This window comes from Pedobacter nototheniae (assembly GCF_004335085.1).
GTDB classification, from domain to species: Bacteria; Bacteroidota; Bacteroidia; order Sphingobacteriales; family Sphingobacteriaceae; genus Pedobacter; species Pedobacter nototheniae.
The window spans coordinates 1-19,229 of the sequence record NZ_RQRS01000023.1 but is presented as its reverse complement, the minus strand read 5'-3'; the positions used below and the strand labels follow the sequence as shown (position 1 = coordinate 19,229).

Below are 19,229 nucleotides of genomic sequence, written 5' to 3'. Positions count from 1 at the left end.
ATTCTTTACAAAAGTAAGGTTTCTATACGATGCGCCATAACCATATTTTGCAGTTTACTCCAGCTAAATATTGTGAAATGACCATCCTGAGACGCAACTAAACCAATGGACTGCGGCTGATCGTTAACAAATTGCGCTACAGAAAAATGCCTTGTTCCGCCTAACTGCCCTGGGAAAAGGATTTTATCTTCTCCACCAACTATTGGCTCAGAAAATGCAATTTGTTCTACTGTTGGCTTCCCTTTTGCTCGCCCAATCTTTGCCCCGAAAGCAAGCAAATCAAACTCCTGGTTTATAATTGTAGCACCATCTACAGCCGTTAATCCTGCCAAATGTTCTACTTCCCTTCTTAATGCACCTTGAGAAAAGATTTCACTTTGATTGCCGCCTTGTTTCGCCAGATTAGATAAACCACAAAACGGTGGCTCAATTAAATATTGGATGGGATGAATGATGGATTCTTCCCATTTGGTATCGTTCTTGGGCACAATAAGGAGTGCTCCACCACGACCATGACCCCGCATGGAAACTGCAAATTGAATTAAAATATTAATCGGATCATTCCAGCTTGCCAACACGGTTAAATCTAGCAAAGCCTTTAAAATTGGTGGACAATCACGGTTTTTACAACTTGTATCATCCACAATTCTAATTTGTTCGCCCTTTAAAACGGCAACATTCGTGTATTTGCCAATACCATAAATACGGCGGTGTTTAATTACAATAAGTCCCGGTTCGGAAACATCTACAACAAAACAAAAATTAGGAATATTTAGTGTTGTGCCCCAAATATAAAGTTCACCATCTTCCTCCCATACCCCTAAATGTATTCCTGATCTTTCTATACCGGGCGCTACTTTAGTTAGGGTATTAGCATTTAAAGCCATCCTTTTAGCAAAAAGTAAGGGTTTGGAAGTTTGCGAAGGAGGCATAAAGGCAATAGATATCCTCGGCGAATGACCTTCTTCTTTTCGTAAACTACTCCAAAAAGCAACATCAATTATGGCTTCAATTGTTTTCTTATCTGGCTGCGTTGCCAAATCGATCTCGCCCTGCTCAATTGCCGTGGCGTGAAGCTTAATAAAATGTTGCTCAATTGTTGCTGCAATGGTATTAGCAGCTTTATAAGTAGGTTTATAACTCATGTTTCGAATTTAAGCCGAATATTTCTAATATTTTAAAGCAAATGGTTTGATTTAGGTAAAAAAGCGGAGTAAACCTGGAAGATGGAAAATCTAAAATCTTAATTGCAATTCTAAAATCTCAATTCCATTGCGGTTAATCCTTAAAAAATTTTACTTTTGTTTTAATGAGTAACAACAGTCTTTTATTAGTCGATCCGAATTTTAAAGCTGATGCATCAGTGAATTGCCATTTATTATTAAAGATAACGAATGATAGTTTTTCTTATGCTGTGGTAAATAAAAATGATGAACAGATTAATTTAGTTTTTGATAAACAGGCTTGTACAGATATAGAACAGGATTTAAAACTGGCTTTTGAAAACGATCGTTACCTATCTCTTAACTACGCGGCTATAAAAGTTGCGGTTCATACTTCAAACTTCATTTTTGTACCTAATGAATGGTTTGATGCCGATAACCTGGCTGTTTATTCCAAATATTTGGGTTTGGATGGCAAGGTTTATACCAGACATAATAAAGATTTGGGTTTTAATACCTTTTTTTCACTTGATGAAAAATTTGAAAATTATTTACCAAAAGACGCTGCCCTTTTTGCGCAATCAGAACCTTTATTGGCTTTATCGGGTCATTTAACAGATGAGGCTTTACTGATCGACTTTACTGCATCTTCATTTAACGTTTTATACATTAAGGATAAAAAAATAAACTTTCAAAATCATTATCAATCCGAAACAGCTGAAGAGTTTAACTACTTTTTATTGCTAATAATTGAACAATTAAACTTAAATGATGCTGTACCTGTGTATTTGGCGGGCATTATTAATGAAGATGATGATCTTTATAATTGTTTACTAAAATATTTTAACCAGCTCTATTTCTTTCTTCCAGCCGGAAATAAAAACAGTGAATTACTGGCCGATATGCCGAAGCATTATTTCAGTGGCCTGCTTGCTTTAGATTTATGCGAATAATTGGGGGTAAATTAAAAGGTATTCGTTTGCAACCGCCTGCAAATTTACCAGTTAGGCCAACTACAGATATGGCCAAAGAAGCTTTATTTAATATTTTAAATAATAAGTTCGACTTTGAAAATTGTACTGTTTTAGATCTATTTAGTGGCACTGGTAATCTTACCTTTGAATTTGCCTCTCGCAATGCGGAGAAAATTTTAGCTGTAGATTTAAATTTCGGTTGTATAAACTGGATAAAAAATACAGCAAAGCAATATGAATTTGATCAAGTTGAAGTTAGAAAAGGTGATGTTTTTAAGTTATTAAAACAACTCACGGGCAGCTATGATTTAATTTTTGCCGATCCACCTTACAACCTGCCAAATATTCCTCAAATACCTACGCTGGTGAAGGAACAACAACTTTTAAAGCCCAATGGCTTACTGGTTGTAGAGCATCAAAGCAATATGAAATTAGACAATCAACCCGGTTACACGGAAACCCGTAAATACGGAAATTCTTCTTTTAGCTTCTTTGAATTTTCTGAATAGTATACTTTAATTAGAGCTTTATCCTTTCCGCTTAAACATCTATATTTGACTTATGAAGATAGCGCTATTTCCTGGTTCTTTTGATCCTATAACCATTGCACACGTTAATATTTTACAACGTGCAACACCTCTTTTTGATAAAATTGTGGTTGGAATAGGCTTAAATAGCTCTAAGCAGAATTTTTTAAGTGCAGCGCAAAGAGAACAAATTTTAAACACTGTATTTAAAGGATATAGCAATATTGAAGTTCAAACTTATGAGGGTTTAACCGTTGACTTTTGCCGCAAAATTAATGCTAAATATATGGTTCGTGGCATCCGCTCAGCAGCCGATTTTGAATATGAAAGAGCTATTGCCCAAATCAATCAAACTATGATGCCCGAAGTAGAGACTATTCTGCTTTTAAGCAAACCCGAATACTCTGCAATTAGCTCTACCATTGTTCGCGATATTTTAAGAAACCATGGCGATGTTAGTCCGTTTGTACCACAAGAGGCTTTAGCTTTTCTTTAAAAACCACTGTTTATCAGCAATTTAATTACCAAAAAATAAAAAAAATATTTTTGTTGTAACGAATTAAAAAATCTATTACTAATGGGGTAAATCAAATTATTAGATTATGAGAACCCTAAATTTAACACGATCGAAATTCCATAAATTACTTGTATTATTAACTGTCTTTTGTGCATTTATAAGTGTATCTGCTTTTGCTCAAAACCAAAATGATGAAAATTCATTGTTATGGAAAGTTGAAGGCAATGGTTTAACTAAACCTTCTTTTATTTTCGGCACCGTACATATGATTTGTCAGGATCAATTTGTGATGCCTGATAAAGTAAAAAACGCACTGGCTAATACGGAACAAAGTTATTTAGAAATTAATTTAGCTGCACCAGATATTGCGCTACAATCGCAAAAATACATGTTCACCGATAAAAGTTTGTCTAACGAAATAAGCAAAGAAGATTATCAGTATCTGGATTCACTTGTAAAAACCAAATTAAAAACAGATTTAGCAAAATTTGATAAGGTAAAACCGATGATTATAATGGCTATGCTACTTCAGGCATCTTTTACCTGCAAAGTGGTGAGCTTCGAATCTGAAATTATTAAGCTAACTAAAGCCGCAAATAAAACAGTAAATGGTTTATCAACAGTAGAAGAACAATATTCTTTTATGGATAAAATATTCGATGCCAAGGATCTTGGTAAATACCTGAAGGAAATAAATGATACTGAAATAAATAAGCTCCTTAAACAACTTCATGAGGCTTATTTAAAAGAGGATGTTAAAACTATGGATGATTTATTAATGGGCATGAATACCACTAATCCGGAGGCTTACAAACAGTTATTACCGGTTCGAAATCATCTTTGGGCTGATCGTATCCCGGCAATTATTAAAGAAAAACCAACCATGTTTGCCATTGGTACAGGGCATTTATTAGGAACTGAAGGGGTTGTTTATTTATTGAGAGAAAAAGGTTACACTGTTACGCCCATTCATTAATCAAAACAAGTTATTTAAACGCTCACAAATCAGCTATGCCTGAAAAGACAGAACATATATTCTTAAAATTGATTAATGAGAATAAAGCCATTATCCATAAGGTTTCGAGGATGTATATGGATGATGATGAAGACAGAAGAGATTTGTTTCAGGAAATTGTAATGCAGTTGTGGAAAGCTTATCCAAGCTTTAAAGGCAACAGCAAATTTACCACATGGATGTATCGTGTGGCATTAAACACGGCACTTATTTTCTTAAAAAAGGAAACCCGAAAAGTAGATAAAACAACTCTTAACGATAATATTGATGTTGCCGATGTAAGTTACAGCTTCGATAAAGAAGAAAAACTTGCTTACCTGTATAAAGCCGTTCAAGAATTAAATTCTATTGAAAAAGCCTTGATTTTTCTGTTTTTAGAAAATCAATCTCACAAAGAAATCGCTCAAAACCTTGGTATTACCGAAGTAAATGCAAGAGTTAAATTAAACCGGACTAAAGAAAAATTACAATTCATTATAAAGAAAAATGGCTATGAATTTTGATCAATTAAAAAACGACTGGAATAAACCAGAAACAGAAGCAGCGGAAATCTCTCAGGATATGCTGGATATAAAGGAAGCACATACACCGATAGATAAAATAAGGAAGCAAATGAAATGCGAGTTTTTCTTTCAACTGGCTTCTCTACTTTTCCTAGCCTTTACACCAAGGATATTTGGCTTTCCTCCAGAAATAAAACCCGTATTTATTGTTTTTTATTCAATAATGTGTGGATTTACATCATACTATTTCTTCAAATTTTATCTTTTCTATAAACATTCTTACGATTTAAGCTTGGATACCAGAAAAAACCTTTTATGGTTTTATTATGAAATGAAGTTAAATATCGAATTATATAAAGCTTTAACTTATATACTTGGTTTTATTGCACTTTCATTTGTAACTGTTTATCTATTAATGGTTAAAGGCAGTATTTTACAACAAGTATTGGATAAAATTTCGATGGTATATATTATTTTGAATTGTTTTATAACCATTTTAATTATTGGATTGATTACAGAACTTTGGGCAAAATTTTACTATGGAAAATATGTTAAAGAGCTTAAAAAAATTATAGACAAGCTTGATAATGAATAATATGGCAAGCCCTTAAAGTAATTATCATGCTGAGCCTATCGAATTATTTAAAGCATTTCAACAGGCTCAGCATGGCGGTTTTGATTAAAAAAATTACGGTTTTACACCAGTTTACCTGCCTTTAAAACATCCATAATGGATGGGTAAGTATTTTTAATTACCGGAGCAATTTCCTTTCCGTGCAACCAAACGGCTTTATCAATGCCTTCTTCTTTTTGTGGAATTAGTTTAGGCTCGCCTTTAACCTTCATTTTGTACCAATTGGTTTTCTTCAAAGCCATTTTTCCATTGATGGGATAAACATGGTAAGTTTTACACAGTTTTTCTTCACGTTTTAAAACCTTTATACCGCACTCCTCCTCTACTTCACGAACGGCAGTTTCTTTCATATTTTCGCCATCTTCTAACTTACCTTTAGGCAAATCCCATCGTTTATTTCTAAAAATAAATAGAAAATTACCGTTTGCACTTTCAACCAGGCCACCGGCAGCTTTAATCACAATACAATCCTTTTTAAGTTTCCTAAAGGTTTCTTGTGGGTTTTTAGACAAGAAAATGTAGTTCTTTTTACTACCATTTTTCAGTTTTTTGTAAAATATTTCTAAATCAAAATCCTGTATTTCAAGTTGTTGAATTTTTTCTGTTACTTCAGGTAAAACATCTGAGATAAACAAAGTGTTATCGTTAATAAATATTCTGTAATTTTGGGCCATGTATAATAAAAGTGATATTGAATTAAAGGTAGCGGAATTTTTATTACAAATAAAGGCAATTAAATTACAACCTAATAATCCTTTTACCTGGGCGTCTGGTTGGAAATCGCCAATTTATTGCGATAACCGAATTACCTTATCCCATCCACAGGTTAGAACATTCATCCGTCAAAAACTTGCACAACTTATCCAGGAAGAATTTGGAGCAGTTGATGTAATTGCAGGAGTAGCAACAGCTGGTATTCCTCAAGGTGTGTTGGTAGCACAAGAATTGGGCTTACCTTTTATCTATGTAAGATCAAAAGCTAAAGAACATGGCACAGGTAGCCTTATTGAAGGTGAAGTTGTAGAAGGCCAACGTGTAGTAGTTATTGAAGATTTAATTTCAACAGGAAAAAGCAGCTTACAAGCTGTTGAAGCTTTGCGAAATGCAGGTCTTTCGGTAGCCGGCTTAGCAGCAATTTTTACTTACGGCTTTACACAAGCTGATGAAAATTTCGCAGCAGCAAAATGTCGTTATCAAACCCTTTCAAATTATGGTGCCTTAATTGATTATGCCGCAGAGCATAGCATTATTGCTAAAAGTGAAATGGAAATGTTGGGTAAATGGCGTTTAAACCCTTCAGAATGGGGACAAAGCGAAGCGTTAAGTTCTGAATTATAAAATACGAACTAAATATAAAATAGATAATGACAATTATTGAGAGCGCAACAGAGGTTAATCTGCCTGTTGATCAAGTTTATGCTTTCTTAGCAAACATGAACAATCATGAGCAACTGATGCCTGAAAATATTTATAACTGGTCATCTACCGAAGATGAAGCCCGTTTTACTATTCAGAACATGGCCAAACTTGCCATTAAAATTTCAAACAGAATCGAAAATCAGGAACTAACTGCAATTCCTACTGAAAAAGCGCCTTTTGATGTAGAACTTAAATGGACGGTTGCTGATAATGGAAATGGAACTACTACAGCCAAACACATTATTTCTGCCGATTTAAATATGATGATGAAAATGCTTGCTTCTGGTCCACTACAAAAGTTAGCCGATCATCAAACTCAAAAGCTAAAAGAAATTTTAGGATAGTCAAATCTAAAAATCATTGCAATTGTATAATTGCAATGATTTTTAGATTTGACTATTATATGAACACTTCGCCAAAATTGGGAAGTGTTTTTTTATTTCTAAAAAATTATTTGCCCTTCCTTAAAAGCACAAATTTTAATACCTTAGTTAGCCTAACCCAATCCCACTATGCTATCTAAATTTTTAAAATCATCTATCTTTTTATTTTGTAGCTTACCTATTTTGCCCTCAATGGCTCAATCAACGCCATCTTTAGCTGAACTAAAAACCGAATACCTTAAAAATCCTATCGGATTAGATAGCCAAAATCCTCGCTTTACCTGGAAAATGATCAACCGTGAAAAAGGATCAAAACAATCAAGCTATCGTATTTTAGTAAGTACAGATTCTGTTGCCTTACGCAATAACGAAGGAAAACTATGGAACACAGGATGGATTAATTCAGAAGCAAATCTTGCTTTTTATTCGGGGCAATTACTAAAACCTTTTACTAAATATTTTTGGAGACTTGATATTGTCAATAATGACAAAAAGAAAAACGATGCAATTACAATTTCGAGTTTCGAAACAGGAATGATAAATAGTGAAAACTGGCAGGGCGCATGGATTTCCGATACGGAGAACATAAAGTTGAAGCCCGCCCCCTATTTCCGTCATGTTTTTAATCTATCGAAGAAAATAAAATCTGCCAGAGCTTATATTGCTGCTGCTGGTTTATATGAATTATCTATAAATGGTAATAAAATCGGCAATCACCGCCTTGATCCAATGTACACCCGTTTTGATAGAAGAACTTTATATGTTACTTACGACGTAACGGAAGCTATTAATTCAGGTAAAAATGCTGTTGGTGTACTTTTGGGCAATGGCTGGTATAATCATCAATCAACAGCAGTTTGGTATTTTGATCGTGCTCCATGGCGCAACAGACCAACTTTCTGCCTTGATATAAGAATTACTTATGAGGATGGCAGTATAGAAACTATAAAATCAGGAAAAGATTGGAAAACTTCCTTAAGCCCAATTGTATTTAATAGCATTTATACGGCAGAGCATTATGATGCACGATTAGAACAAAAAGGCTGGAATACCGTCAATTTTGATGATTCAAAGTGGAAAGAAGTAATGTATCGTTCTGCCCCTTCAAAAAATATTGTAGTCCAAGCCTTGCACCCCATTCGTAATATTGAAGAAATAGCAAGCAAAAGCATCCGGAAATTTAATGATACCACTTACCTTTTTGATTTAGGAAGAAATATTTCTGGAGTAAGCAAAATAACAGTTAAAGGGCAGGCAGGAACCACATTAAAGCTAAAACATGCCGAAAGGCTTTATCCAGATGGTCATGTAGATTTATCGAATATTGATGTCCATTACCGTCCAACCGATAACCTTGATCCTTTTCAAACAGATATTTTAACCCTTAGTGGAAATGGTGAAGAAACTTTTATGCCTCACTTTAACTATAAAGGTTTTCAGTATGTGGAGGTTATTAGTTCTGCCCCAGTTGAATTAACTAAAACCAGTTTAGTTGGTTATTTTATGCATAGCGATGTTCCTGTGGTTGGAAGCATGAATTCATCAGATTCTATTTTAAATAAGATTTATTACGCCACCAATAACTCCTATTTATCAAACCTGTTTGGTTACCCGACAGATTGTCCGCAAAGAGAAAAAAATGGATGGACGGGTGACGCACAAATTGCTATAGAAACGGGTTTATATGGCTTTGATGGCATTACCGTTTACGAAAAATGGCTTGCAGATCATCGCGATGAACAACAGCCTAACGGAGTTTTACCATCTATTATTCCTACGGATGGCTGGGGCTACGAATGGGGAAATGGTCCTGATTGGACAAGCACAATTGCCATTATTCCATGGAATGTTTACCTTTTTTATGGCGACAAAAAACTACTTGCTGATTGCTATGAGAACATTAAAAAATATGTTAATCATATTGATGAAAACTATCCAACAGGATTAACAAACTGGGGTTTAGGCGACTGGGTTCCGGTTAAATCCACTACACCTGTTGAACTTACTTCTACTTGTTATTACTATGCAGATGCTTTAATACTGGCAAAAGCAGCAAAGGTTTTAGGTAAACAACAGGATTTTGAAAAGTATAGTGCATTAGCAAAAAAGATTAAAGATGCCTTTAATACAAAATATTTAAATAAAGAAGCTGGAATCTATAATAAAGGTGTGCAAACAGAATTAAGTGTACCACTTTTTTGGGGTATTGTACCTGTAGAATATAAGGCTAAAGTAGCCGAAAGTTTAGCTAAACGCGTAGAAGCTGATGGCTTTCATCTTGATGTTGGTCTTTTAGGTACAAAAGCTATTTTGAATGCGTTAAGTGAAAACGGATATGCAGAAATTGCCTATAAAGTTGCTGCTCAAAAAACGTATCCAAGCTGGGGTTGGTGGATGGAAAATGGCGCTACTACCTTGTACGAAAACTGGCCAATAGATGCTAAATCTGATATTTCTATGAACCACATTATGTTTGGAGAAATTGGTGCCTGGTTGTATAAAGGAATTGCTGGTATTAAGCCCGATGAAAGTAAACCCGGCTTTAAAAATGTTATTCTGGAACCTCACTTCATTAAGAATTTATCATTTTATGAGGCTAAACACACAAGTCCTTATGGTGAAATTATTTCCTCATGGAAAAGAAATGGAGCACAAATAAATTATACCGTTACTATACCGGCAAATTCAACTGCAACCATTATTCTACCTAAAGAAAATGACCTAAATATTTATTTAGATGGGAAAGCAGTTAATAACCTGAAGCAAAATTTGCCCTCTGGAAGTTATGTTTTTACTTGGACTAAAAATTAAGCGCAAACCTAACCTTTGTCGGCTCCGCCATTAAAAAACTCAACTACAAAAAGTATAACTAAACTAAATATAGCTAAAAGTCCATAAATCATGTTTTCAAAAATCTTCATGCACTTTAGAACAGTTTAAAACGACCATGGTTTAAATCTAATTTCTTCGTTTTACAAATTTTAACATTAACAAGGCAACAGAAGTCACCTAAAACACTATAAAAGAATAACTTAAACAAAATAAAACCATTTACACATCGCTTTTGTAATTAATATAATACATAAAATATTACAACATAGCTGGCAACTAAATGTATTTTAACTAAATCTAATTCGCTAACCATGGAAATCTACCTTCTACTTTTTGCCATTCCTTTCCTTATTTTTATTTTGGGTTTAGTATTGGCTATAATAAATTTCAAGTCAAAAAAACTTACTATAGAAGTTATTGCTTGGGCCTGCATATTAATTGTTACTTTACTTAATATAATCCTGTTTTTTAATTCTAATTCTTACGGGATTTTTTCAGCAGGCATAAGTGATAACCAAATTTTTGCCATTCCAATTTACATTGCTTTATTTCTCTTACTTCAATATCGAAGTGATCAGGCAAAAGATATTCAAACGTTTAGAGTTTATTATGTTTTAAAATCATTCTGTTTGGTTCAAATATTAGTAACACTTACATCCATTGGTTTATCAGCTTTATATTCTTATCAACCTCTGGGAATAGATAAAATAGAAAACCGACAGATTATATCCTATATATTTTCGGGCACTAATTTAATTGTATTCTCTACCCTGTTCATTTTTATAATGTACAGGTATTTTAAAACAACAACGCCTTTGCTTAATATTAAATCGATGTTTGTTGAAGGTTTTGTAATTGCCATTATAATAAATTTATTTGCAGAAATATGGAATATAATCTCGGTATATCTCCGCTTCCATAGTTTCGAATGGTTTAATATAACTTATGTATTAACCTTAATTTTTTTATCACTACTTCAGGCAGCCATAGGTACTTGGATTGCCGCTTATATCTACATCAACAAATCAGACAAAAATTCAGCATAAAACATTAAAAAACAGACGATTAGACATAACAATTAAAAAGTTACTGACGAAATTTCCGAATTGTTAAAGCAAATTGCTGTGGCATTTGTTTTGACTTAAAAGGCATATGAACTTCAACAATTTTACAATCAAAGCCCAGGAAGCAGTTCAACAGGCTTCCGAAATAGCCCAAGGCAACCAGCAACAGGCTATTGAAACGGTACATCTGTTAAAAGGTTTGCTTACTGTTGATGAAAACGTAGTTTCTTATGTATTAAAGAAACTGAATGTAAACCTTAATACTTTAAATCAAAATTTAGACCAGGAGATTGCTAAACTTCCAAAAGTAAGTGGAAGCAATGTCTATCTGTCATCAAATACCAATACCGTTTTACAAAAAGCTCAATCTTTTTTAAAAGAATTTAAAGATGAGTTTGTTTCTGTAGAACATTTATTATTAGGCCTTTTAGCTGTTAACGACAATACTTCTAAGCTATTAAAAGAGCAGGGTGTTAACGAAAAAGACCTTAAAAAAGCTATTATGGAGTTGCGCGGCGATAATCGTGTAACGGATCAAAATGCCGAAGCAACTTATCAGGCTTTAGGCAAATATGCACGTAATCTAAATGAATATGCAGAAAGCGGAAAGCTTGATCCTGTTATTGGTCGTGATGAAGAAATTAGACGTGTAATTCAGATTTTATCCCGTAGAACCAAGAATAACCCAATTTTAATTGGCGAACCTGGAGTGGGTAAAACGGCAATTGCAGAAGGTATTGCCTTCAGGATTATTAAAGGTGATGTGCCCGAAAACCTAAAAAGCAAAACCGTATATTCTTTGGATATGGGTGCCTTAATTGCAGGTGCAAAATATAAAGGTGAGTTTGAAGAAAGGTTAAAAGCTGTAGTTAAAGAGGTTACACAAAGCGATGGAGACATTATTCTGTTTATAGATGAAATTCATACTTTAGTTGGTGCAGGTGGTGGTGAAGGTGCAATGGATGCTGCAAATATTTTAAAACCTGCTTTAGCTCGTGGCGAATTAAGGGCAATTGGTGCAACAACTTTAGATGAATATCAAAAATATTTAGAAAAAGATAAAGCCCTTGAACGTCGTTTCCAAAAGGTAATGGTTGAAGAACCTGATACACAAGATGCCATTTCTATTTTGCGTGGTTTAAAAGAACGTTATGAAACACACCACAAAGTGAGGATTAAGGACGAAGCCATTATTGCCGCAGTGGAAATGAGTCAACGTTATATTTCTGACCGTTTTTTACCAGATAAAGCCATTGATTTAATGGATGAAGCTGCTTCTAAATTGAGAATGGAAATGGATAGCGTTCCTGAGAATGTGGATGCTTTAGACCGTGAGATTATGCGTTTGGAGATTGAACGTGAAGCTATTAAACGTGAAAAAGATGATCGTAAGATTAAGGAACTATCAGAAGAGATTGCAAATTTATCAGCAGAGCGAGATCAGCTTAAAGCTAAGTGGCAAGGTGAAAAAGATTTAGTTGATGCTGTAAATAACCAATTAGAACAAATTGAGCATTTTAAATTAGAAGCTGAACAGGCAGAACGTGCCGGAGATTATGGTAAAGTTGCAGAAATCCGTTATGGTAAAATTAAAGAGGCTCAAGATACAGTAGAGAAACTTAAAGCAGATTTAGAAAGTAAGCAAAGCGATAGCAGAATGCTTAAAGAAGAAGTAACTGCTGATGATATTGCAGGTGTAGTTGGCCGTTGGACAGGTATTCCTGTTACTAAATTAATTGCAGGCGAAAGAGAAAAATTGTTAAACCTTGAAGCCGAATTACATAAACGCGTAGCAGGTCAGGATGAAGCAATTGAAGCAATTTCTGATGCTATTCGTCGCTCTCGTGCTGGTTTACAGGATAAACGTAAGCCTATAGGTTCTTTTATCTTTTTAGGTACCACAGGTGTAGGTAAAACCGAACTTGCAAAAGCATTGGCAGAATTTTTATTCAACGATGAAAATGCTTTAACCCGTATTGATATGAGTGAATATCAAGAACGCCATGCAGTATCCCGTTTAATTGGTGCGCCTCCAGGATATGTTGGCTATGATGAAGGTGGACAATTAACTGAAGCGGTTAGACGTAAGCCTTACTCGGTTGTGTTATTAGATGAAATTGAAAAGGCACATCCTGATGTATTTAATATTTTATTGCAGGTTTTGGATGATGGCCGTTTAACTGATAACAAGGGAAGAACAGTAAACTTTAAAAATACCATCATTATTATGACATCCAATATTGGGGCGCATTTAATTCAGGATAATTTTAAAAATCTTGATGAAGAAAACCGTGATGAGGTGATTGCGAAAACTAAAAATGAACTTTTTGAAGTACTGAAACAAACCATTCGTCCTGAGTTTTTAAACCGTATTGATGAATTGATTATGTTTACTCCGTTAGATCGTAGCGAGATTAGAAATATTGTAAGCTTACAATTTAAGCATGTTCAAGATACATTGGCTGAAATGGGAATCCAAATGGAAGCCTCTCCTGAAGCTTTAGATTGGCTTGCACAATTAGGATACGATCCGCAGTTTGGTGCCCGCCCATTAAAACGTGTAATTCAAAAACGAATATTAAACGAATTATCAAAAGAAATACTTGCTGGCAAAATTGATAAGGAGAGCAAAATCAAGCTGGATATGTTTGATCACAACTTTGTATTCCTTAATCAGGACGCTTAAAAAAAGGTATTTTAATTTAATAATGGCTAATCGCTTTATTTTCGGATAAAGTGGTTAGCCATTTTATTTTTATACTCGATGATATATATGTAAAAATAAACTAAATAAATAGTTATTGTTTAATTTTTTTAGTTATACTTGAATAACACAAAATTAAACACACAAATGAAAAAACAATTAGCAACCATGGCCATACTATGCGCCATTGCGTTTACATCAAACGCACAAACAGAAAAAGGACAAAATTTAATTGGAGGAGCAATTGGGTATAATACTTCCAAACAATCATCACCATTAGATCGGGGCGTACCCGTGCAATCTGGCGATTATAAATCCTTTTCAATTTCTCCCCGTTACGGACATTTCTTCTCTAAAAACTTGGTTATAGGTTTAAGTGCAGGTTATTTAACTAGTAAATCTACTATTAATAGTAATGGAGCATCGGGTGGTGATATTTATTCCTATACAAGCACTGTTAAATACCATCAATTTAATGTTGGTCCTTACTTAAGGTATTATGTAGATATTGTAGATAAGTTTAAATTCTTTGGTGAATTTAATGCATCAATCGGCTTCGGTAAAAATAATAACACGATCAATCATAACTCACTCTCAACAGGAGTATCTGAAAGCTCATCAAGCAACAAATCAACCATATACAATACAACAATTAATCCAGGGTTCGCATTTTTTCCAACTAAAAAATGGGCTATAGAAATTGCTTTCCCTTTAATTTCTTATAATAAACAAAACAATAAGTCACAATTACTAAATTCGGGTATTTCGGCCAGTTCGGAAGTGTTTTCTTTTGGCTTTAATTCTTTTAGCCCTTCAATTGGCCTTAATTATCATTTCTAAAAACTATTTTATTTGGCTTAATTCTGACTGTTGATGGAGATGAAGAACTCCACTAAAGTCACATCAATAATTATAATATTTTAATTAACTCTTGACTAACACAAAATGAAAAAACAATTAATAATCATGGCCATCTTATGTGCCATTGCGTTAACATCTAATGCTCAAACAGAAAAAGGACAGAACTTAATTGGTGGTGCAATTGGCTTTAGCTCTAATAAGGCAACTCAACCAGCTAATACAAACGGAAGTAATAACCGTACAACATCTTTCTCTATTTCTCCACGTTATGGACATTTCTTTGCTAAAAATTTAGCTATAGGTATTGTTGCGGGATACATTAATAATAAAACTACTTATGATTATACTCAGACTACTGCAAATACAGTTTTAAGTCAGGATTATATTAAAACCCATGAGTTTAATGTTGGCCCATATTTGAGATATTACGTAGATATAGTTGATAAATTTAAGTTTTATGGTCAATTTAATGCTTCTATTGGTTTTGGAAAAGGCAATAATACTTACTCACCTATTAATGTTCAACTTTCTACTATTGATACCAAATTGAATAGTTACAATGTAGGTATTACTCCAGGTTTTGCATTTTTCCCTGCAAAAAGATGGGCAATAGAATTTTCTTTCCCATTGGTTGCTTACAATAAACAAACGACTAAATATCAAGTATCAAATTCAGAACTTAAATATACATCGGAAGCATTTTCTTCAGGCATCAGTTCTTTTAATCCATCTATTGGATTAAACTTTCATTTTTAAAAGATTTTAGTAAACATTTAATAAAGCCTTGGTATAATATGCCAGGGCTTTTATTTTGCCGTTGTGGATTGGGCAAATTACTTGCTTATAAGGTATTTAATAGCTAATATTGGTTACACACAAACACACACAAATGAAACTTAAATTAATTACGCCGATTAAACTCGGGGTTGTTTACTGGAGAGGTTACTCCACAAACAACAAAACAAAATGGATTAAGCAAGCAAGCTTTATGGCTTTATTGCTGGCGTGCACAATAGCTTTTATTCCTAAGGTAAATGCACAAAGTGGTAGTGAAAATTTAAAAGTAGAGTACTATCAAAGTATTTTTCCTGAGCTTAATGGAAAATTAAAATCTATTGGAAATACAAAGTTTGAATATTATCAAACTATTTTTCCAGAAACAAACGGAAAGCTCAAATCTATTGGCAATGCAACTATTGAATATTACCAAACTATTTTTCCAGAAACCAATGGCAAGATTAAATCCATTGGCGATGTTAAAATTGAATATTATCAAAGCATCTTTCCGGAGCTTAACGGTAAAATAAAATCAATGGGCAATGCGGAGGTAGAATATTATCAAAGCATCTTTCCAGAGCTTAACGGTAAAATAAAATCTATAAACGGAAGTACAGGCAGTACCCTCTTCCCTTCTTATACCGAACTTTACTACCTTATACAACAGGCAAATTCTGGTAAGTAGCATTAATAAATTAAAAGGCTGTACGCAGTTATGGCCATTTAATTTTCTTGTTTTGAATATTACCTTTCTGTGGTTAGAAATTATTTTCTTATTAATAGTTTTAAAAAATTAACAGAAGATAAAATCGAAATACGATGAATAAAATAGCGAAAATCCCTAGAAGAATTGTAACTGGTATTAAGAATGGTCAATCCGTTATTATAGAAGATGCAATAGTATCCAATGTTTCTGAAGATATACCAGGGCTGGTAATTTCCGATGTTTGGACGACGGATACCATGCCTGTAAATCTAGATAAAACCATAGCCATACCCAATACGCCATTCCCTAATACACCTAAAAATGGCACTTATTTTAGATATGTAAGTATTCCATCTGATCGTGAACTGGGTATTTTAGCAATAGAGAATGGAAAACCCCATCCATTAATGCATCAAACGGATACGCTTGATTATATTATTATCCTTTCGGGAGAAATTTATTTGATATTGGATAATGATGAAACCCTTTTAAAAGCGGGAGATATTGTAGTGCAAAGAGGCACAAACCATGCCTGGAGCAACCGATCAGAAGAGCCATGCATTCAGCTTGCTATCCTGATCGATGCCAATCAGACTAAATAATTATTTCTTTTTAGCTTCAATATTTGGCAAAAAGCCTGTTAACAAACCTATTAAAGGTAAAAAGGCACAAATATTAAATACATATTCTATGCTTGTTGCATCGGCTAGCTTTCCGAGGAGTGCAGATCCTATACCGCCCATCCCGAAAGCGAAGCCGAAAAATAAGCCTGCTACCAAACCTACCTTTCCAGGAATTAACTCTTGTGCATAAACCAGGATTGCAGAAAATGCCGATGCTAAAATCATCCCTATAGGGACAATTAAAACGCCTATCCAAAATAAATTTGCATGTGGCAGTAATAAAGCAAAAGGTGCTGTACCCAATATAGATGCCCATATTACATACTTACGCCCTATTTTATCGCCTATTGGCCCACCTAACAAAGTACCTGCTGCAACTGAAAACAGAAATACAAAAAGATAAATTTGTGAGGTTTGAACTGAAATATGGAATTTATCAATCAGGTAAAAAGTAAAGTAATTGGTTAAACTAGCCATGTAAAAATACTTAGAAAATATAAGCAGCAACAAAATACTTACGGCAAAAATTACTTTCCCTTTAGAAAATTGATTTACTACGGTTTGAATATTAGTTTTGCTTTTGCTTCTGGCCAAAACAAATCCTTTATACCAATTGCCTACATAACTTAATATCATTATGGCTAAAAGGGCAATTATAGAGAACCAAATTACACTAAACTGTCCGTATGGTACAATAATCCAAGCCGCCAATAGTGGCCCTAAAGAGCTACCAGCATTACCTCCTAACTGAAACACGGATTGTGCAAGGCCACGTTTTCCGCCTGATGCGGCATGTGCCATTCTGGATGCTTCTGGATGGAAAATAGATGAGCCTATACCAATAAAGCAAACAGAAATAAGCATGGTATAAAAATGTTGCGACATAGATAGAGTTACCAAACCTACCAGCGTAAACCCCATACCTATTGCTAAAGAATATGGTTGAGGTTTTTTATCGGTATACAAACCTACAAATGGCTGCAGTAAAGATGCCGCCAGCTGAAACGTTAGGGTAATAAGCCCAATTTGAGAAAAATTTAAGTGGTAATTGGTTTTAATAACTGGATAAATAGCAGGTATTAAAGATTGGATGGTATCATTTAATAAATGAGAAAAGCTTAAAGCAAAAAGGATAGGAAAAACGGTTTTCTCGACTAAACTTTTTGGGGATGAGGTATCAATCATAAAAACGAGGTTAAAGCCAAAGTTATAAATTATCTATTAGTTCGCTTAAAATTAAAGTGCTAAATATCTACTTCGTTACCCTAAATACTTTTTAAGGGGGCCTTGTTTATAGGTAAGATTTTGAATTTGGTTTAGAATAATGAAAGTATAATCCTATAGAAATTAAATTGTTTATAAAACTTTTATTAACCTGTTGAAGTTTAATTGTTATGGAAAACAAAAAAATAGTTGGGCTTTGTGGTAGCTTAAGAAAAGGTTCTTACAATGCAATGTTATTAAATGCTGTAGCAGGCTTAATACCGAAGGGTATGGAAATGGAGATTGTATCTTTCGAGGATTTACCGATGTACAATGCCGATAATGATTTACCAGAAGTTAGTGAGCGCCCAGCAAGCGTTACTAAATTTAGGGATGCCCTGGCTAAAGCAGAATGTTTTGTTATTGTTTCTCCTGAATATAATTACTCAATTCCGGGCGGCTTAAAAAATGCTATAGATTGGGCTAGTCGTGGTAAAGATTCTCCGCTGATGCACAAACCTGTTGCCTTAATGGGTGCAACACAGGGTATGTGGGGAACAGTTAGAATGCAAACCGCCTTTTTACCAGTGTTTACTTTTTTAAATATGAACCCTGTTTTACAACCCGAAGTTTTGGTGGCACAGGCACAAAATAAGTTTAATGCAGATGGTAACCTAACGGATGAAAAAGCTATAGATTTAATTAAACGAAAATTAGAAAATTTAGGTAAAGCTTGTCGCGTTTAACATTTCGTGAGCGAAGTATATAAACCAACGAGGAGCATCATTTAACCAACGAGGAGCATCATTTAACCGACGAGGAGCATCATTTACCCAACGAGGAGCATCATTTAGCCAACGAGGAGCATCATTTAGCCAACGAGGAGCATCATTTATCCAACGAGGAGCATCATTTAACAAACGAGGAGCATCATTTAACCGACGAGGAGCATCATTTACCCAACGAGGAGTATCATTTAACCAACGAGGAGCATCATTTAACTAACGAGGAGCATCATTTAACCAACGAGGAGCATCATTTAACTAACGAGGAGCATCATTTAACCAACGAGGAGCATCATTTAACCAACGAGGAGCATCATTTAACTAACGAGGAGCATCATTTAACCAACGAGGAGCATCATTTAACCAACGAGGAGCATCATTTAACCAACGAGGAGCATCATTTAACCAACGAGGAGGGTCTGTTCAATAAACTGTGTCAAAAAGAAAATTAATAACTTTAAACATAGGAATTATGTCAGATCAACAAGAAGAGCAGCACTTCAATTATAAAGCATTTGAAGATTCAGCTTTAGAGCAGC

The 19,229-nt window shown here is 34.3% G+C and carries 20 protein-coding genes; 16 read left to right on the top strand and 4 right to left on the bottom strand.

All coding sequences use genetic code 11. From position 1 onward, the window contains the following. Window positions 1–5: 5 nt before the first annotated feature. The gene (locus EHC72_RS17985; protein ID WP_131539102.1) at window positions 6–1,145 is read right to left on the bottom strand and encodes a putative sensor domain DACNV-containing protein; all 1,140 of its coding nucleotides are present in this window, start codon (window positions 1,143–1,145) and stop codon (window positions 6–8) included. A 164-nt stretch (window positions 1,146–1,309) separates the two neighbouring features. Here EHC72_RS17985 and EHC72_RS17980 point away from each other — a divergent pair, with 164 nt between their 5' ends. From EHC72_RS17980 to EHC72_RS17955, 6 genes are all read left to right on the top strand, one after another. Beyond that, entirely contained in the window at window positions 1,310–2,116 is an 807-nt protein-coding gene (locus EHC72_RS17980; RefSeq protein WP_131539101.1) for a DUF3822 family protein, read from the top strand. Continuing rightward, window positions 2,107–2,646 (top strand): 16S rRNA (guanine(966)-N(2))-methyltransferase RsmD, encoded by a 540-nt coding sequence (gene rsmD / locus EHC72_RS17975; protein ID WP_131539100.1) that lies wholly within the window; start codon window positions 2,107–2,109, stop codon window positions 2,644–2,646. The genes EHC72_RS17980 and rsmD overlap by 10 nt, the downstream gene beginning before the upstream one ends. 52 nt (window positions 2,647–2,698) lie before the next feature. Then, entirely contained in the window at window positions 2,699–3,160 is a 462-nt protein-coding gene (coaD, locus tag EHC72_RS17970) for a pantetheine-phosphate adenylyltransferase (protein ID WP_131539099.1), read from the top strand. Window positions 3,161–3,266: 106 nt separating this feature from the next. Then, window positions 3,267–4,157, top strand: coding sequence for a TraB/GumN family protein (locus EHC72_RS17965; RefSeq protein ID WP_131539098.1), 891 nt, complete (start codon window positions 3,267–3,269; stop codon window positions 4,155–4,157). Between the two features lie 35 nt (window positions 4,158–4,192). Next, complete coding sequence (locus EHC72_RS17960; RefSeq protein ID WP_131539097.1) at window positions 4,193–4,699, top strand: RNA polymerase sigma factor; 507 nt, start codon at window positions 4,193–4,195, stop codon at window positions 4,697–4,699. Next, complete coding sequence (locus EHC72_RS17955) at window positions 4,689–5,294, top strand: hypothetical protein (protein WP_131539096.1); 606 nt, start codon at window positions 4,689–4,691, stop codon at window positions 5,292–5,294. The genes EHC72_RS17960 and EHC72_RS17955 overlap by 11 nt, the downstream gene beginning before the upstream one ends. A gap of 101 nt (window positions 5,295–5,395) precedes the next feature. Here EHC72_RS17955 and EHC72_RS17950 read toward each other — a convergent pair whose 3' ends face one another. Then, window positions 5,396–6,007: an NUDIX hydrolase gene (locus EHC72_RS17950; RefSeq protein ID WP_131539095.1), complete on the bottom strand. Its 612-nt coding sequence runs from the start codon at window positions 6,005–6,007 to the stop codon at window positions 5,396–5,398. Here EHC72_RS17950 and pyrE point away from each other — a divergent pair. The 9 genes from pyrE (at window position 6,006) to EHC72_RS17905 (ending at window position 16,681) form a co-directional block, all read left to right on the top strand. After that, the gene (gene pyrE, locus EHC72_RS17945) at window positions 6,006–6,671 is read left to right on the top strand and encodes an orotate phosphoribosyltransferase (protein WP_131539094.1); all 666 of its coding nucleotides are present in this window, start codon (window positions 6,006–6,008) and stop codon (window positions 6,669–6,671) included. The genes EHC72_RS17950 and pyrE overlap by 2 nt on opposite strands. A gap of 26 nt (window positions 6,672–6,697) precedes the next feature. Next, entirely contained in the window at window positions 6,698–7,096 is a 399-nt protein-coding gene (locus EHC72_RS17940) for an SRPBCC family protein (RefSeq protein ID WP_131539093.1), read from the top strand. Between the two features lie 168 nt (window positions 7,097–7,264). Continuing rightward, entirely contained in the window at window positions 7,265–9,946 is a 2,682-nt protein-coding gene (locus EHC72_RS17935; RefSeq protein WP_131539092.1) for an alpha-L-rhamnosidase, read from the top strand. Window positions 9,947–10,278: 332 nt separating this feature from the next. Beyond that, a complete protein-coding gene (locus EHC72_RS17930) occupies window positions 10,279–11,013 on the top strand; it encodes a hypothetical protein (RefSeq protein WP_131539091.1) in 735 nt (244 codons plus the stop codon). A 106-nt stretch (window positions 11,014–11,119) separates the two neighbouring features. Beyond that, entirely contained in the window at window positions 11,120–13,717 is a 2,598-nt protein-coding gene (clpB, locus tag EHC72_RS17925; RefSeq protein ID WP_131539090.1) for an ATP-dependent chaperone ClpB, read from the top strand. A gap of 165 nt (window positions 13,718–13,882) precedes the next feature. Then, the gene (locus tag EHC72_RS17920) at window positions 13,883–14,575 is read left to right on the top strand and encodes an outer membrane beta-barrel protein (RefSeq protein ID WP_131539089.1); all 693 of its coding nucleotides are present in this window, start codon (window positions 13,883–13,885) and stop codon (window positions 14,573–14,575) included. A 105-nt stretch (window positions 14,576–14,680) separates the two neighbouring features. Continuing rightward, window positions 14,681–15,352, top strand: a complete 672-nt coding sequence (locus EHC72_RS17915; protein ID WP_131539088.1) for a porin family protein — start codon at window positions 14,681–14,683, stop codon at window positions 15,350–15,352. 133 nt (window positions 15,353–15,485) lie between these two features. Beyond that, on the top strand, window positions 15,486–16,058 hold the full coding sequence (locus EHC72_RS17910; RefSeq protein WP_131539087.1) for a hypothetical protein: 573 nt from the start codon (window positions 15,486–15,488) through the stop codon (window positions 16,056–16,058). Between the two features lie 134 nt (window positions 16,059–16,192). After that, window positions 16,193–16,681 carry a cupin domain-containing protein gene (locus EHC72_RS17905; RefSeq protein ID WP_131539086.1) on the top strand — a complete coding sequence of 163 codons (489 nt, stop codon included), beginning with the start codon at window positions 16,193–16,195 and terminating at the stop codon, window positions 16,679–16,681. Here the strand turns inward: EHC72_RS17905 and EHC72_RS17900 are convergent, their stop codons facing one another. Further along, window positions 16,682–17,887, bottom strand: a complete 1,206-nt coding sequence (locus EHC72_RS17900; RefSeq protein ID WP_131539085.1) for an MFS transporter — start codon at window positions 17,885–17,887, stop codon at window positions 16,682–16,684. Window positions 17,888–18,096: 209 nt separating this feature from the next. On the opposite strand from EHC72_RS17900, the gene EHC72_RS17895 reads away from it, so the two are divergent. After that, window positions 18,097–18,651: an NADPH-dependent FMN reductase gene (locus EHC72_RS17895; RefSeq protein WP_131539084.1), complete on the top strand. Its 555-nt coding sequence runs from the start codon at window positions 18,097–18,099 to the stop codon at window positions 18,649–18,651. Here the strand turns inward: EHC72_RS17895 and EHC72_RS17890 are convergent. Then, window positions 18,628–18,825, bottom strand: coding sequence for a hypothetical protein (locus EHC72_RS17890; RefSeq protein ID WP_131539083.1), 198 nt, complete (start codon window positions 18,823–18,825; stop codon window positions 18,628–18,630). The genes EHC72_RS17895 and EHC72_RS17890 overlap by 24 nt on opposite strands. Window positions 18,826–19,229 lie beyond the last annotated feature (404 nt).

Excerpts from the sequence above, each read along its gene's own strand:
- EHC72_RS17985 (WP_131539102.1), bottom strand. The coding sequence starts at position 1,145 with ATGAGTTATAAACCTACTTATAAAGCTGCTAATACCATTGCAGCAACA.
- EHC72_RS17980 (WP_131539101.1), top strand. The coding sequence starts at position 1,310 with ATGAGTAACAACAGTCTTTTATTAGTCGATCCGAATTTTAAAGCTGAT.
- rsmD (WP_131539100.1), top strand. The coding sequence starts at position 2,107 with ATGCGAATAATTGGGGGTAAATTAAAAGGTATTCGTTTGCAACCGCCT.
- coaD (WP_131539099.1), top strand. The coding sequence starts at position 2,699 with ATGAAGATAGCGCTATTTCCTGGTTCTTTTGATCCTATAACCATTGCA.
- EHC72_RS17965 (WP_131539098.1), top strand. The coding sequence starts at position 3,267 with ATGAGAACCCTAAATTTAACACGATCGAAATTCCATAAATTACTTGTA.
- EHC72_RS17960 (WP_131539097.1), top strand. The coding sequence starts at position 4,193 with ATGCCTGAAAAGACAGAACATATATTCTTAAAATTGATTAATGAGAAT.
- EHC72_RS17955 (WP_131539096.1), top strand. The coding sequence starts at position 4,689 with ATGAATTTTGATCAATTAAAAAACGACTGGAATAAACCAGAAACAGAA.
- pyrE (WP_131539094.1), top strand. The coding sequence starts at position 6,006 with ATGTATAATAAAAGTGATATTGAATTAAAGGTAGCGGAATTTTTATTA.
- EHC72_RS17950 (WP_131539095.1), bottom strand. The coding sequence starts at position 6,007 with ATGGCCCAAAATTACAGAATATTTATTAACGATAACACTTTGTTTATC.
- EHC72_RS17940 (WP_131539093.1), top strand. The coding sequence starts at position 6,698 with ATGACAATTATTGAGAGCGCAACAGAGGTTAATCTGCCTGTTGATCAA.
- EHC72_RS17935 (WP_131539092.1), top strand. The coding sequence starts at position 7,265 with ATGCTATCTAAATTTTTAAAATCATCTATCTTTTTATTTTGTAGCTTA.
- EHC72_RS17930 (WP_131539091.1), top strand. The coding sequence starts at position 10,279 with ATGGAAATCTACCTTCTACTTTTTGCCATTCCTTTCCTTATTTTTATT.
- clpB (WP_131539090.1), top strand. The coding sequence starts at position 11,120 with ATGAACTTCAACAATTTTACAATCAAAGCCCAGGAAGCAGTTCAACAG.
- EHC72_RS17920 (WP_131539089.1), top strand. The coding sequence starts at position 13,883 with ATGAAAAAACAATTAGCAACCATGGCCATACTATGCGCCATTGCGTTT.
- EHC72_RS17915 (WP_131539088.1), top strand. The coding sequence starts at position 14,681 with ATGAAAAAACAATTAATAATCATGGCCATCTTATGTGCCATTGCGTTA.
- EHC72_RS17910 (WP_131539087.1), top strand. The coding sequence starts at position 15,486 with ATGAAACTTAAATTAATTACGCCGATTAAACTCGGGGTTGTTTACTGG.
- EHC72_RS17905 (WP_131539086.1), top strand. The coding sequence starts at position 16,193 with ATGAATAAAATAGCGAAAATCCCTAGAAGAATTGTAACTGGTATTAAG.
- EHC72_RS17900 (WP_131539085.1), bottom strand. The coding sequence starts at position 17,887 with ATGATTGATACCTCATCCCCAAAAAGTTTAGTCGAGAAAACCGTTTTT.
- EHC72_RS17895 (WP_131539084.1), top strand. The coding sequence starts at position 18,097 with ATGGAAAACAAAAAAATAGTTGGGCTTTGTGGTAGCTTAAGAAAAGGT.